This is a genomic window from Pelosinus sp. IPA-1, from assembly GCF_030269905.1.
Lineage (GTDB): Bacteria > Bacillota > Negativicutes > DSM-13327 > DSM-13327 > Pelosinus.
This window is the reverse complement of the sequence record NZ_BSVC01000004.1, coordinates 165,767-180,736: the sequence shown is the minus strand read 5'-3', so window position 1 is coordinate 180,736 and position 14,970 is coordinate 165,767. Positions and strand designations below refer to the sequence as shown.

17 protein-coding genes and 1 riboswitch are annotated in these 14,970 nt (G+C 36.4%); of the genes, 4 read left to right on the top strand and 13 right to left on the bottom strand.

What is annotated here, in order from left to right; translation table 11 throughout:
• Window positions 1-212: 212 nt before the first annotated feature.
• The 4 genes from QSJ81_RS10605 to QSJ81_RS10590 all read right to left on the bottom strand — a co-directional run bounded on the left by QSJ81_RS10605 (window position 213) and on the right by QSJ81_RS10590 (window position 4,078).
• A complete protein-coding gene (locus QSJ81_RS10605; protein ID WP_285717368.1) occupies window positions 213-974 on the bottom strand; it encodes a metal-dependent hydrolase in 762 nt (253 codons plus the stop codon).
• Window positions 975-1,219: 245 nt separating this feature from the next.
• Window positions 1,220-1,390, bottom strand: coding sequence for a hypothetical protein (locus QSJ81_RS10600; protein WP_285717367.1), 171 nt, complete (start codon window positions 1,388-1,390; stop codon window positions 1,220-1,222).
• Window positions 1,391-1,506: 116 nt separating this feature from the next.
• Window positions 1,507-1,593, bottom strand: a riboswitch (cyclic di-GMP riboswitch).
• 1,640 nt (window positions 1,594-3,233) lie between these two features.
• Window positions 3,234-3,689, bottom strand: coding sequence for a PD-(D/E)XK nuclease family protein (locus tag QSJ81_RS10595; RefSeq protein WP_285717366.1), 456 nt, complete (start codon window positions 3,687-3,689; stop codon window positions 3,234-3,236).
• The gene (locus QSJ81_RS10590) at window positions 3,671-4,078 is read right to left on the bottom strand and encodes a CFI-box-CTERM domain-containing protein (protein WP_285717365.1); all 408 of its coding nucleotides are present in this window, start codon (window positions 4,076-4,078) and stop codon (window positions 3,671-3,673) included. The genes QSJ81_RS10595 and QSJ81_RS10590 overlap by 19 nt, the downstream gene beginning before the upstream one ends.
• 722 nt (window positions 4,079-4,800) lie before the next feature.
• On the opposite strand from QSJ81_RS10590, the gene QSJ81_RS10585 reads away from it, so the two are divergent.
• Together QSJ81_RS10585 and QSJ81_RS10580 are read left to right on the top strand one after the other, a co-directional pair.
• On the top strand, window positions 4,801-5,457 hold the full coding sequence (locus tag QSJ81_RS10585) for a dienelactone hydrolase family protein (protein ID WP_285717364.1): 657 nt from the start codon (window positions 4,801-4,803) through the stop codon (window positions 5,455-5,457).
• Between the two features lie 312 nt (window positions 5,458-5,769).
• Entirely contained in the window at window positions 5,770-6,516 is a 747-nt protein-coding gene (locus QSJ81_RS10580; protein ID WP_285717363.1) for a YetF domain-containing protein, read from the top strand.
• 173 nt (window positions 6,517-6,689) lie between these two features.
• Here the strand turns inward: QSJ81_RS10580 and QSJ81_RS10575 are convergent, their stop codons facing one another.
• On the bottom strand, window positions 6,690-7,964 hold the full coding sequence (locus QSJ81_RS10575; RefSeq protein WP_285717362.1) for an APC family permease: 1,275 nt from the start codon (window positions 7,962-7,964) through the stop codon (window positions 6,690-6,692).
• 131 nt (window positions 7,965-8,095) lie between these two features.
• Between QSJ81_RS10575 and QSJ81_RS10570 the strand changes: the two genes are divergently transcribed.
• Window positions 8,096-8,986, top strand: coding sequence for a LysR family transcriptional regulator (locus tag QSJ81_RS10570; RefSeq protein WP_285717361.1), 891 nt, complete (start codon window positions 8,096-8,098; stop codon window positions 8,984-8,986).
• Between the two features lie 201 nt (window positions 8,987-9,187).
• A complete protein-coding gene (locus QSJ81_RS10565; protein WP_285717360.1) occupies window positions 9,188-9,724 on the top strand; it encodes a hypothetical protein in 537 nt (178 codons plus the stop codon).
• Between the two features lie 465 nt (window positions 9,725-10,189).
• Here the strand turns inward: QSJ81_RS10565 and QSJ81_RS10560 are convergent, their stop codons facing one another.
• The 8 genes from QSJ81_RS10560 to QSJ81_RS10525 form a co-directional block, all read right to left on the bottom strand.
• Window positions 10,190-10,747: a UbiX family flavin prenyltransferase gene (locus tag QSJ81_RS10560; protein WP_285717359.1), complete on the bottom strand. Its 558-nt coding sequence runs from the start codon at window positions 10,745-10,747 to the stop codon at window positions 10,190-10,192.
• Window positions 10,748-10,764: 17 nt separating this feature from the next.
• Complete coding sequence (locus tag QSJ81_RS10555) at window positions 10,765-11,124, bottom strand: YraN family protein (RefSeq protein ID WP_285717358.1); 360 nt, start codon at window positions 11,122-11,124, stop codon at window positions 10,765-10,767.
• A 103-nt stretch (window positions 11,125-11,227) separates the two neighbouring features.
• On the bottom strand, window positions 11,228-11,512 hold the full coding sequence (locus tag QSJ81_RS10550; RefSeq protein ID WP_285717357.1) for an EscU/YscU/HrcU family type III secretion system export apparatus switch protein: 285 nt from the start codon (window positions 11,510-11,512) through the stop codon (window positions 11,228-11,230).
• Window positions 11,509-12,294 (bottom strand): ribonuclease HII, encoded by a 786-nt coding sequence (gene rnhB / locus QSJ81_RS10545; RefSeq protein ID WP_285717356.1) that lies wholly within the window; start codon window positions 12,292-12,294, stop codon window positions 11,509-11,511. Before rnhB ends, QSJ81_RS10550 begins: the two co-directional genes overlap by 4 nt.
• Window positions 12,295-12,437: 143 nt before the next feature.
• On the bottom strand, window positions 12,438-13,304 hold the full coding sequence (ylqF, locus tag QSJ81_RS10540; RefSeq protein WP_285717355.1) for a ribosome biogenesis GTPase YlqF: 867 nt from the start codon (window positions 13,302-13,304) through the stop codon (window positions 12,438-12,440).
• A 32-nt stretch (window positions 13,305-13,336) separates the two neighbouring features.
• Entirely contained in the window at window positions 13,337-13,864 is a 528-nt protein-coding gene (gene lepB, locus QSJ81_RS10535) for a signal peptidase I (protein ID WP_038670578.1), read from the bottom strand.
• Between the two features lie 54 nt (window positions 13,865-13,918).
• Entirely contained in the window at window positions 13,919-14,260 is a 342-nt protein-coding gene (rplS, locus tag QSJ81_RS10530; protein WP_038670577.1) for a 50S ribosomal protein L19, read from the bottom strand.
• A gap of 134 nt (window positions 14,261-14,394) precedes the next feature.
• Window positions 14,395-14,970 (bottom strand): RNA methyltransferase, encoded by a 576-nt coding sequence (locus QSJ81_RS10525; RefSeq protein WP_285717354.1) that lies wholly within the window; start codon window positions 14,968-14,970, stop codon window positions 14,395-14,397.

Below are 14,970 nucleotides of genomic sequence, written 5' to 3'. Positions count from 1 at the left end.
TACTGGTTAGAGAAAAAACAAAAAGAGACCAATTCCAAAACGGAATTGGTCTCTAGTTATCTAGTCAACCATTATTTGTTATATCTTAATCTATATTATTTCTTCTTGTCAAGATATCTTTAGGAGAGACAGGCTATTTATTCCTCGAAAAAACAAAGAATTCTTACCCAATTAATAAAAATCTGGCAAGAATTCTTTGTTTTCGCCATTACTCATAAAACAAGTGTCCCTCCCGGCTGTATTACATGAACCGGAATTCTATAGCGTTTTTCCACTGCCTTTTTAAACTCCTCAGGCGAGGCTTTTATTAAGGGATTGGTGTTATAATGCATTGGAATTACTGCTTTGGGTTTGATCAGTTCCACCGCATCTACCGCGTCGGCTATTCCCATTGTGTAGTTATCCCCTATTGGTAGCAACGCATAATCAACCGTTGCCTTGGCAATGAAGGCCATGTCACCGAATAAGGCGGTATCACCGGCAAAATAGATGGTTTTGCCGTAGAAGTTAACGATGAACCCAGCGGCCAATCCTCCAGAGACACCGGAACCATGAACAGCCGGTGTTAATTTGACGTAGCCGAAATCAAATGCCCGCTGACCACCTATATCCATAGGGGCCACATCACACCCTTGCTCTTTCAGTAGTCCAGCAAGTGCGGTAAATGTAATAACCTTAGCACCAGTGCGTTTAGCAATTGGAACGGTATCCCCAATATGGTCCTGATGACCATGTGAAACAAGGATGTACTGGCATTCAATTTCATCGGCATTAGCTGCCTTCCACGGATTCTTACTCAGATAAGGATCGAAGATCAACTTTGTATTTCCATGAGAAAGCATAAACGCCGATTGCCCATAAAAGGTCAGGGTAACTCTTTCGTCAACTGGGTTGTCGCTTACGCTTGCTGCTGCGACCAGCGAGTTGCTTAGCATCAGCATTAAAAAAGTTGCATAAACCAGAAAAGTTTTCACTTGTTTTCCCTCCTTTTATCCTTTAGTCAACAAGTTGTACGCCTTAGATGCATAATATCCATCAATGCCCATCTTTATTTTAGGAAACTGGCTTTTGGTAACAAGCGTTATTACTTAACTAGGACAAAGATAATCTGAATATTAACCTTCTCTCCAAAAGTTCTTTTCCCCTGCTATTCTTTTGGATAATCATTGTCAATTAGAAAAAAATCTGCTAAAAGGCACAATTATGTAAATTGTAACTATTAAATATTTAATAGTTTTTTACTTTTCTCGAAATTAACTAATTCTCTAATTTTAGCGTGGGTCATAATCTCAATTTCTCTAGACAGTTCACCCATAATTTTTTCGATCTGTTCGTCACTAGCTTCAGTAAAATATTTCTTCACTAATTGCTGTAATTCTACTTGGTTCATTATAAATAACTCCTTTATTCCCAATAGCTTAGATGAACCCATCGTTCTCTTCAGCTTAATTTTCATTTATATTCTCATCTAAGATATAGTTATAAAGACTGCCAGGTTACATCCTTAAATGTAACCTGGCAGTCTTAGATTAATACATCCTTAGACCCACGGCTTTGCGTCCCTCCCTTTCGGAAGGTTTGCCTGCTTTTTTAAAAGTTTTAGTATATTTCGCTATTTATCGCTAAAATCCTGCATGTTGTTCACTGATCAACCAAATTTGCAAATATATCATTCATAATAAAAAAGCACCATCCTACCCAAAGGTAAGACGGCTATACATTTAACTGTAATTATGATTGCAGTTAAATATATGTATGACATTTATTTTTGACACCTCTTATGTTGAGTTTGCATAAAATAGATTAGGACAAATAAATTATCAATTGGAGGGAATTCTTATGGAATCCGGTAATGGTGGTATGTGGTTTATTTTTATAATTATCATCATTATTTTACTTTTGTGTTGTGATAATGATTTTTAATTTTCTCTAACAATCAATCTCCCCTTTTTTCTTTTAACCACGTTCCATAAAAACGTGGTTTATTTTTCAAAAAGGAAAAAAGCACTACGAGGGGTATTTTGCTTAGTTACTAATCATGCATTTACATATTGCATAAAATTCAGTAAAAATCAACGTTTGTCCAAAGGTATTCTAAAGGTGTTCCAAAGGTTTATATTTTATTAGATCGGTATTTAACTTGACTTTGGAAATGATAATATTTATTTACCTTAAATGAAAGCACCTAGGAGGATGCTTAAGTGTACGAAATTTCAAAGTTTTTGAAATTTCACGGTACTCCTTTGCAATTTGAATACCTTTATAGCTTTCTATTTAGAGTGTTTTGCGCATAATATCTTCATTTTTAATACTAGTGCACCTATTATATAAGTTCTTGGTAGCCAATGTTATAATAATAATTGAAACTACTAGGTTGGGTATACTTACGTACCAAGAAGTTACTATAGTATTTGCTCCTATCAAACCAATATTTAGCAAGGTTAAATAAAAAATCATAGCTACACCTCCAAAATTATATTATGCGCATTAGTTAATAATAGTCTAACTAATTATTATATACCATGTGGTTTTTATCTAAGAAAGAGTATATGGGTTTAGTTTCGAATATAGGTCCTACGTTTGGTTGTAGACTTTCTTTTGCTTCTTATTTTCTCATAAAAATCAATACTCATTGTTAGTATTCCCAAGAGGGTCGCGATTAATGTTAGTATCGCTTGTATCCTATCATAATCCACTACCCCATGAACTCACCTCCTAATATAAATTTAATACATATTCTTATAAGGTTACACTTACAAATTACCATAACCGGGTATTAAGGTGAAATATTCACTTATAGCAAATAGTGATGACCCCATGGATTATCAATTGATAAATTTTCCCCTATTATATAAAATGCTTTAATAATAGTTATGAGCAAGTAGATAATTCTATGACTTTTTTTTATGTAAAAAAAGCCTTCTGTTAATCTTTCTCCAAGTATCCATGATCTCTCTCATCTTGCTTAATAAGGTGGCAGATCATTAGTCTACAAATCCTTCTCTTTTTATTATTTATAAATTCATACTCATGCGTTAATTAACTCCATACCATTCTTGGTCTTAGCTTTTTTTAGAGGGCCTTTTTTGTTTGTATTAAATACTCTTCCAGCCTCCTGCTTGATAGAAAATGCTTAACCGCTCATTCACCTTTTGATTATATTATGTAGATGCTCCTATAGGCAAGTTAGGAGGTAACTACATAATGAACTATAATTGGGATGATCTAGCTATTTAACACTTATGTTTATGCGAACAATATTGGCAATAGTTTTCATTACTAGCGACACAAGCTTCTACCTCTCCATTTACAACATCCCAGTAGCTATGATACAAGGCGATAATTTCAGTTTCCTTCATTAGATGCACTTTTTTCATATATTTATTTTTAAAATGAATAAAACCATAGTCAGCAACAGGTATATTTTGAGTTTTTTCAATTAACAATTTATATACAGACAGTTGAATAACTTCTGATTCATACACCTGCTGATTTTCGCGACTTTTGTAATCTCCAACAATTAAGATACCATTACGAGTTTTCCATACTACGTCTGGCTTACCGCATAGAGGTATTGGATCGGTAATTTTCAAAAATCGTTCTAGCATATATGGTGACATCTTCGGTTTTCGTCTTGAGCGTAACCACCAATAGATAGTTATAACTGCAACTACGATAAGGAATGACATATAGACCTCCAGGACCTAATAAACCAACGTAATGTGATACGGATTGGAATCATCAATATTGGGTACTTTTCGATTAAGATAACTATATATGGCGATATACAATAATATAATGAAGTAAAAAATTTACCGGGTTTGTTAGGAATTAGATGCTCGTCCCTGATCTGGCGTAGAATATTCGTTTCTACTGCATCAATACCGAAGACTGCTGTGGCAATAAAGCAGCGTTTGTCTTTGCCGGAGAGTTGGTGGTTGAATTTCTCGTGCTCATAGTTGCCTTTTTCTATGTATGTTGCGGTAAGTGATGTGTCTTCGCCATAATGGTGGTCAAGGTAGACTTGTCGTTCGCATTTCCCCATCTTAGCGAGTTCTGTGGCACTGACTTGGCGCATTAGAGACCTCCCCAAAAAATATTCTTCTATTATATCATAGAAAGGGTTGTATAAAAAAAGTCTTTATCAGAAGTAGACCACTCGGTAAATACTATCAAATTGACTCAAGATGTAACACTACATAAACTAATACGATAAAATATCCTAAAACAACTAGATAAAGTGCTGTCTTGTTCTTGGAGGTATATTCAGATCCCCATAAATACAACCTTAAACAGTTATAAATTACAAATGATAATATAGTTAGAATTGCGATCCATGTATAGTAAAGTTTATATAAATCTACTAGGATTAATGCAGTGACTAATAAAATTTCTACTACTCCTATTTTACCCCTCTTTAATTTTAGCCAGTTTATCAATGTTGAACTGCCTCCCTCTTAATTTCAAACCATTGTTTTTAATTAAATCCACCTTAAGTTTCATATCTTGCATCATTTCATTAGCTATAGTGCGGCTGTTTTTTATAAAAAAACGAATATAATTATCTATTAAATTATTGAAAAACTCATGTATCCTACCCTTTTCTTTCAGATCTATATAATACAGGTAAGATATGACAATATAGTGACAGCAAAAAGTCGTCTATCAATGAAGATAGACGACTTTTCTAGGATTATTATCGTATAGCCTTTTCAATTTATTGGTATAGTATTAGTGAATAGGAGGAAAAAAACAGTCCCTACTTTCTTCTGACCTAACATTGATTTAGGAGGATTATTTATGAGCACTACGGAAGAATTGGTCTGTATACCGGCGGGAGCAGTAGTCATAGAGGGAGTACTCACCATACCAGACAGGGCCAAAGGTTTAGTGTTATTTGCCCATGGCAGCGGCAGCAGCCGTAATAGCCCCCGAAATAATTTTGTCGCCAGAGTACTAAATGAAAAAAGAATGGGTACTTTGCTAATGGATCTCCTTACTCCTGATGAAGATCAAAACTACGCAACACGTTTGGATATTAAGCTACTGGCGCAACGTCTAATAGAAACTACTATTTGGGTGAAAAATCATTCTCAAAACCAAAGCTTGCCACTAGGTTATTTCGGAGCTAGCACTGGGGCAGCGGCCGCATTGCAAGCGGCTGCAAGCTTTGGATCATCAATCGATGCAGTAGTATCTCGGGGCGGGCGGCCCGATTTAGCAGGAAAAGATTTAAGCCATGTACAAGCACCTGTACTGCTTATAGTAGGAGGTCATGATTTAGAAGTGATTGAACTGAATGAGCAAGCCTTCGAACAACTGCCAAATACCAAAAAACTAGCAATCGTACCAAATGCTACCCACTTGTTTGAGGAGCCAGGTACTCTGGAACAGGTAGCTCACCTTGCCTCAAATTGGTTTGAAAAGTACCTATTCGTTAGAAATTTATCTAATTAATTCACTAATTATTTAGGTAAACTATACGACAGTCAGTGAACTAATACAAAGTTTGGTAGGTATTTTTTACAATTATCAATAATACTTCTCTCCCAAATTACTTTAAGTGGAAATGGGCTTTTAAATTAGGAAATCATCCTCCCTTCAAACAACAATTAGTTGTAATCATTTTTGCTAAAAACTAGCTGGGAGATAAACTTGGTTGATTAATTGCCAAAAACTCTAGCTTTTTTTGCATACAGCCACATTTTACGTAACATTTGTGGAATTTGGGTAAACTACTAACTAAAAAAGGTTTAGGAGGCTGGTAATTTGCCTTTCCAAGGAATAAGCGATGGAACGCAGATGTCTTTTATGGAACTGTTTTTGAGAGTAACCTTAGCTTTTTGGGTTCTGTTAACCTTAACAAGAATAATGGGAAGAAAGCAAGTATCACAACTAACCTTCTTTGATTATGTGACTGGCATAAGTATCGGCTCAATTGCAGCCGTTTTAGCAGTTGATAAAGATATTCCTTTAGTGACAGGTATATTAGGCTTAGTAATTTGGACTACATGGGCCATGATATTAAATATTGGCACATTAAAAAGTATTCCATTAAGGAAATACATTGATGGTGAACCTATTATGGTCATTCATAATGGAAAGATTTTAGAGCAAAATATAGGTTCAAAATATTACAACGTAAATGACCTTATGATGGAGTTGCGTGAAAATGGAGTTTTTGATCCTAGTGAAGTGCAAATAGGAATAGCCGAACCAGATGGAAAACTTAGTATTCTTAAAAAACCACAGCTTCAACCCATAACTCCAAAAGACCTAAACATACAACATAGCACCCCTAATAGTCATTTAGCCGTTGGAAAAGAATTGATAATTGACGGGAATATTATTATGGAAAACCTAACGGTTAACAAGGTAGATGCGAAATGGTTGCAACAACAGTTAAACAATCACGGAATAGTAGATATTAGTCAAATTATGATAGCTACGATGACCCCTCAAGGTACCTTATACATTGATAAAAAACAAGATTACGATTCTAAAATTAATAATTAGACTAATGGTTAATTCCCACAATATTGTACAAAAAACACAGCCTTACTTCACTAGTAGGTAGGCTGTGTTTTTCTTATTAAGAAATGATTGAATGTGAAGGAAATCGGATAATAACATATAAACCAGATTTATGCTTAAATCTCTTTATATCTATAGTAGAAGTTCTGCAACTTTCATCCGTTAATCACCCCATTATTGACTCTTCTTATTCTCTGGCGGCTAAATAACCAAGACGCACCAGCTAACAGGGGTGGATAGAAGCCTATCCATCCACTAAAAAGGTAAATTATGATACACACAATACAGGCTAACCAAGCACAATAATAACTGATGCTCTTAGGTGGTAAAAGCTTAATTCCCGATGCCATAGCGATAATATATAATGCTATAAATATTGAACCTGGAAATTGGATTAATATGCTCATATCAAGTTGTAATAATAATCCTGTTAATAAGACCATCATAGAAAAGGGGCCTAATACTATAAGTACGCGATAAGGTGTACCATAAGTCACGTGCAGTCTGGCAAACCATTTTGGGAAATTGCCTGCTCTCGCCTCCGAGTACACTAGTCGGGAGAATCCTGCCATGTAAGTATGAATAGTAGCGTAACAGGCAGCTACTCCTAATAATGCCACAATACTTCCCGCTAATCTGCCCCATCCACTTTCCAATAGCCCTGTTAATGAGGTCAAATTTTCCTGTTCTAAGTAAATCCCTGTACCGATGGTTACATAGGCTAAACCCAGATATAATAAATTTACCACTATTAAGGATATACACAAACTTCGTTTGATATCTCGCTTAGCGTGCTCAAACTCTTCTGCTAAATGACAAATCATTTCCCATCCAACGAAGGCCCAAAATAGGACTGTCATCACTGTGCCTAGCGGTATCCACCCATTGGGGGCAAAAGGATAAAAAGATTCTTTTCGCACCATCGGCCAAGCAGCTATAATACTAGCCAGTAGAGCAGCTGCGATCCCTATAACCACTAATGCTTGCACATTGCCCGAAAAACGTATGCCGCGATAATTAGCCAATACTGCAATAATCAGCATGCCTAGAGCAATAATAGTAATACCACCAGCATCTAAGAGAAAGAAATGCCCTAAATAATAAGCGCCAATCAACGCACAAATGGGTGCACCAAATGGCACGGTCCCCAAGAACAAGAAACCTGTAATACGACCTGCGCTTTCTCCAAAAGCTTGTCGGGCATAGGCGGCAATTCCTCCAGCACTAGGGTACAAAGTAGATAATTTTGCTAATACAATTACTAGGGGAATTGTTAATACACCCATCAGCCACCAACTTATTAAGGAGGCCGGTCCAGCCATATTAGCGGCTAAACTTGGTAATACTAATACCCCAGACCCTAACACAGCACCTATTGTCATGGCACTTCCCTGTAACCATCCAATATTTCTTCTAAATTTTTGTTCCATTTCGTTCTCCCCCATTATTAAATCCTTGGAACTATTTGTATTACCTGTTATAATAGCATACAATTATATATCGGTAAAATTGATAGTTCCGATGTAATACTTTATAAAATCCGATGGATGGAGGAATTGTCTTGGATTTAAAAAACCTCACAACGTTTGTCACTATTATTCATACTGGTAGCTTTACCGCAGCTGCTCAGCATCTCGGCTATGCCCAATCCACTATTACTGGGCAAATTAAAGTTTTGGAAGAATCATTACAAACTTGCTTATTTGAACGAATAGGGCGCCAAGCTAAATTAACTACTTCCGGTAAAATATTATATCGTCATGCCCTTGCCTTATTAAACATTGCCAAACAAGCTGAAACAGAAGTAAAAAATCCGGATACACCAAACGGTCAATTATTGATCGGTGCACCTGAATCCTTATGTGCAGAAATACTTCCTGCTTTAGTCAAAGACTATTGTAAAACTTATCCACAGGTGGACTTGCAACTTCGCTTCGATACTTGCCAAAATTTTCGAAATGCTTTACGTAAAGGGACATTGGATATAGCTTTATTTCTTGATGAACCCTTGCAAGATCGTGATCTCATAGTTTATCAATTATTTCCGGAACCTATGTCTCTTTTGGTGTCCCCAGAACATCCTCTATCCCATGCAGACACTGTCCTGCCGAAAGATTTGTCTGGGCAAGCACTCCTGCTCACTGAGCCAGGTTGCAGCTATCGTTTACTATTTGAAGGCATGCTCAGGCAATATCAAATAACTCCCCATTCCATTTTAGAGATTAGTAGTATAGAAGTCATTCGCCAATTTGCCGTTCACGGCCTCGGTATTACTTTCTTATCACAACGTGCAGTGGCAAGAGAGTTACTATCCGGTAGTCTAATTGCCCTTAGTTGGCAGGGGCCCATCTTTAATATTCAGGCCCAGTTAGCTTATCATCGTGATAAATGGTTATCACCTGCTTTACAGGCATTTGTTGATTTATGCCACAAACGATTATATAAAATGTAGGCATTGTTAGGCATATACAAGATAATGGGATTTCACAATGCAGTCAGTCACTTGCGATACCCTATAGTGGTTTTTTTAGAATATCATTAAAACCTTTCAATAGGAAAGTTGTCTTCAAAATAATAATTACATGTTTGTTTACTACTAAAAATAAACGAGGAAGACATACTACTTATGAGAATTATAAAGGAGGAATTATCGTTGAAAATTACAGATCAGGTAAAGGTATATACACGCACACTTGTACAATCAGTGATTGACAAGGAGCCGGTAAACTATATGGAGGCTGCTGGTCTATTTGGGATAATACTTCAAGCAAGGCACAATATTTCAATGCTCAGTTCATTATACAACCAAGCTCAGGATCCCGAGCTTAAGGAGTTAATCAAGAAAGCTATCTATGAGGAAACGATTCCAGCAATTGAAACATGTGAAGAGCTTATGCGGGACGGAGACGGGGAACTACCGGATGTACACTTTGCCCCACATCCTCTATATGATAATGTGGACTATCCTAAAGACGTTCGGTTAACAGATATGGAAATTGCTATAGCCATTGGAAATATAGCAAGAGCGTTTCAGTTGGTCCTATTTTTAACATTACAGCAATGTTATCAGCTTGAAATTATCTTCGGTATTAATAAATTATTGAACAGTGGATTGCTATGGGGCTATCATTTAGTACAGTTAATGCTTCATCGAGGGTGGCTGCCTAGAGTTTCTAAAGTTGAACACTGATTTAATCTAGTAATTACTCGGGTCAGTCCTCATAAGGTCTCATTATAAAACACAGTGAAGGAGTGACGCTTGTGGGAATTGAAGATTGCGTATACGTATGTAATGATCAATATTTACAGCAACGCAGATCTTTAAGGGTTCTTTTTTTAGGCTGACTGATATCCTCGTTAGTCTTTTTAAATTATGTACTACCTAATTGATAGGCATCCATATAGTAATATGAGGAAATAAAAAATTGAGGTTAGTGAATTTATGTTCACTGACCTCAATTAACTAATTAATCGCAAAAAAGGAAACTATTATTCTCTTTGGTGATTTTAGGGAAAATCTATTTAGGTAAGATATGAAACTAAACAAATATAATTAAGTATCTTTTTTGGAATTTATTTGTTTGCTTGACGACCATTAAGACGAAAGACATGCATCTGGAGTAAATCTTCCGGTAAAGTGTGTTTCTGTGTAATTCTATTCACCTTGCCATCTAGGAAATAAATCATGGTCAATATCAATGGTATCACAAATTTTACCAACCATCATATTAGTTAGATCGTTTATTGTAGTGGGACGGTGATAAAATCCAGGGCTGGCAGGTACGATCCTAACACCCAATTGAGATAATTTCAGCATATTCGCTAAATGTATAGCATTAAGAGGTGTTTCTCTAGGGACAAGAATCAATTTGCGTCCTTCCTTTAACATTACATCAGCCGCACGTATTAGCAAATTGTCTGCAATTCCATTAGCGATACTAGCAACTGTGCGCATAGAGCAAGGTACAACTATCATTGCATCTGTTTTGAAAGACCCGCTGGCAATGCACGCACCAATATTTTTTATATCATGTAAAAAATCTACTTGTTCTCTAATCATCTCTTGCGTTACACCACATTCATATTCTAGAACCTGACAACCATGCTCTGATACTACTGCATGAATTTCACATCCTGCTTTTTTTAGTACTTCGATTAATCTAATACCGTAAATACCGCCACTTGCACCGGTAATGCCAACTATAATTCGCATATTATATTACCCACCCCTTATTTAATAAATGCATTTGTAATATGGTTATAGGTTATCTTATTATTTTCTGTTAAAAAGACTTCGATTACATCAAAACGACAAGACATATTTGAGTTATGTATTTGTTGTAGATAACAAAGGGCAGTATTAATTATTTTTTTCTGCTTTCGATATGTTACAGCTTCTGCAGGAAAACCATAGTTAGTATTACGTCTCGTCTTTACTTCTATAAAGACAATGGTATTTTTAATTCTGGCAATAATATCTACTTCGCCAATCTTACTGCGATATTTTCGTTCTATTATATCATATCCAGCTCGAAGTAAATAATCTGTAGCAGCCTGTTCCCCAATATCTCCTGTCTGAACCGTATTCACAATTAAACACCTCAATACAATATTCCCCGAAAAAAAACAACATCCTGCTACTTTGATGTTGTCTTAAGAAATATAATATTCTCATTTTCAATAATGCACATTGTTAGGAGTTATTCATTTTTTTATCGATATAATAAATATATGCTAGGACCTCTGCGACCGCTTGATATAACTCGGGCGGGATTTCTCTATCTAACTCTACTGCCATTAGCATACTAGCTAAGGTTTTATTTTGATATACGGGAATCGAATTTTGCTTCGCAGTAGACATAATTCTTTCTGCAATAAAACCAGTGCCTTTCGCTACTACTTTGGGAGCATTGCCATTTGTATTTTGATAAGTTAAAGCAATGGCCTGTTTGGGTTTTTCTGTTTCTTTATTACTCATAAGCATGTCTTCTCCCAAGACTTAATAGGTTCAAAACTTTTTCGATGAATCGGACAAGGCCCATACTGTTGTAATGCCTTTAAATGCTCAGGAGTTCCATAACCCTTATGTTTAGCAAAACCATACTCAGGGAATTGCTTATCGAACTCTAACATGAGATTATCTCGTTCTACTTTAGCAATGATAGACGCTGCTCCAATGGAGGCGCTTATGGCATCGCCACCAATTAGCGATAAGGAATGCAATGCTAAATCAGGTAAAGGTACAGCATCAATTAATACAGATTGCGGCTGAGGCAGCAATTCATTAATAACACTATACATGCCAAATACAGTTGCCTTATAAATATTCAAATTGTCAATAATATCAATATCAATAACTTTATGCTGTACTCCAATAGCTACTTCTTTTATTATGTAATACAACTCTTCTCGTTGCTTAGCAGATAGCTTTTTGGAGTCGTTGATGAGTGGTATATGGCAACCAATTGGCAATATAACAGCACCGACAACTAATGGACCTGCTAAAGGACCACGACCGGCCTCGTCAACACCTGCGATGAAGTTATAACCCTCACTTACTAGTTTACGTTCCTGTTCATAAAGACCTTGAATGCGCTGTTGCTCTAGTAACGTTTTCTCCTGGCTTTTCTGCCACTTTTCTAGTAAACGAGATATTGAAACTCTCGGATCTTGTTTTAAACTGTTAATCATAGAAGTTGATACATTATTTTGTTCTAGAATATTCGAAATTTGTGCTACCGTCATTTGTTCTACATTCACTATTTTGCTACCTCCAAAAGGTATTGCTATTAATTATATTAATATTCTCGTTAAGATTGCTAATTCCTTTTTGGTTTTTTTCCCAAGATATAATAATACAAAAAAAGAAATGGTATTGGATACCACTCCTTTTCATTCACTCATTATTCACGCTCATTCGGCCGATCTAAAGTAAATACTCCTAACTTACTATTACGAAATTCATTAAGTATCATACGCCTAGCTTTCTCATAGTCAATGACTCCACCGCTGCGTAAACAACCGCGCCGTGCTCCAATAAGGCCTAATAGTTCAATTGAATCTTCTGGTAATGGTGAGGTCAAATTGTATCGTTCAATTAAACGTTGGCTATAATTTTCACGTAAGAATAGTAGCATTTTCGACATCGCTTTTTCAATATCGTAGATATCATCATTGATTGCACCAGTCATGGCTAGTCTAAATCCAACTTCCGGATCTTCAAATTTTGGCCACAATACACCTGGTGTATCTAATAATTCTAAATTTTTGCCAATCGTAATCCATTGTTTACCCCGAGTGACACCTGGTTTATCAGCAGTACGTACAGCCTTCATCCCTAGTAAACGATTAATAAGAGATGACTTGCCGACATTAGGAATTCCTAAAATCATTGCTCGCACTGCCCGAGCATTTACGCCTTTTGAAACTAATTTTGCAGCTTTTAGACTACCTAGCTTTTCTACTTGGCTGACTAGTTCTTTAGTACCTTTTCCAGTCATCGAATCTAAGGCAACTACTTGTAAACCTTGTGAGTGGAAATATTCTATCCACTGCTTGGTATACTCTGGTTCAGCCAAATCAATTTTATTTAAGGCTACTACTCGCGGCTTTCCTTCGAGTATTTGATGAATGACTGGATTTGCACTACTTACAGGAATACGGGCATCCAGTAATTCAATAACTACATCGACTAATTTTAGATTTGCCTGGATCATCCGCAGAGCTTTTGTCATATGTCCAGGAAACCAGTTAATATTCAAATCATCCATTGTTATCACTCTCTATTACGCTATTCTCTACTTTAAGGGAGAGTTTTTAATTGATCAAGTGGCCAAAATATCATAACCGCTTTACCTTTAATCATTTCTAGAGGTACAAAACCAACATCTCGGAAACGACTGTCTTCCGAATTGTTACGATTATCTCCCATAACGAAGATATGCCCTTCAGGTACAGTAGACAAAGGATAGGAGCCACGGGTTTTTTCTAGAATATAAGTTTCATTTAATAATTGACCATTCAAAAATACGCGACCCTCTTTTATTTCAATAGTATCTCCTGCTACAGCAATAACCCGCTTGATAAAATCACGGCTAGGGTCTTTAGGGTAGCGAAAAACTAATACATCACCTTTTTCAGGACTTTTAAAGCGATAGATAAACTTATTTACTACGAGTCGCTCACTATTCACTAAGGTGGGACGCATAGAAGGACCCTCTACCATATAGAGTTCAACAATAAAATATCGGATAAAAAAGGCTAATACGACAGCAATAAGAATTGAGACTACCCAATCTTTTACCTCTTCGCCTAAATTAGTGTTACTCACTGTAAAACCTCCTTCGCAAATGAAGAAAAGGGACTGAAAACAGTCCCTAAGTATTTACCGTCTTTCTCTAATACGAGCTGCTTTACCTTTAAGTTTACGCAGATAGTATAATTTAGCACGGCGTACGATACCTTTACGTACTACTTCAATTTTTTCCAAACGTGGGGAATGCACAGGGAATGTACGTTCTACACCGACGTTGTAAGAAACACGTCTAACAGTAAATGTTTCGCGAATTCCGCCATTGCTTCTACCAATAACAACACCTTCAAACACCTGGATACGCTCACGAGTACCCTCGACAACTTTTACATGAACGCGTACAGTATCTCCTGGCTTAAATGCAGGGATATCCTGACGTAGTTGTTCTTGTTCTAATGCTTGAATCATATTCATATATATTTCCTCCTTATCCTAGACGTTCATGCCAATCCATTCTTACATTGTGCAGTGGACCGTCCGTTACACCTTAAAAATTATAACATATCAATTCTATAAACTCAAGTAGATTATGAGATTACAGAATGTTATTATGACTCCCACCATTTTTCACCTAACAGCCGATCTAAAATAATAGCCACAGCTGCTCGTACTGGTAAGTGGTTATAATCACCAGGGCCATAAATTGGTTCTAGAATATAATCAAATTCTTCCATTACTGATTTTTCAATACCCCAACCAGTCCCAAATAAAATGAGGCAAGGCCTGCCACTAAGGTCAATCTGATCTCTCATGTTTTTATATGAGATAGTATTTGGGAAGGTGCGAGCATCTGTGGTAACAATTAGGGGGTTGCTACCTTCACATTCAGTAATGTATTCTACAGCACTTTTAATATCTGCTTTAATATCTAATACACTAAATGCTTCACGACGGTCCGGGTTATATTCTCCACCATAACCATGTTGCCAGTAATCCATTATTTCCTTTGCCAACATAGTTTGGCTTTCGTGTGGATGAATAATAAAGTATTTTTTTATATCATAGGTCCGGGAAGTACGTGCAATATCGTGAATATCAAAGTTAGTAATCGCCGTAGTGATAATTTCATTATTTTTATTGTAGATCGGGTGGTGTACTAAGCCGAGATAAATTGGTAAAGCCAT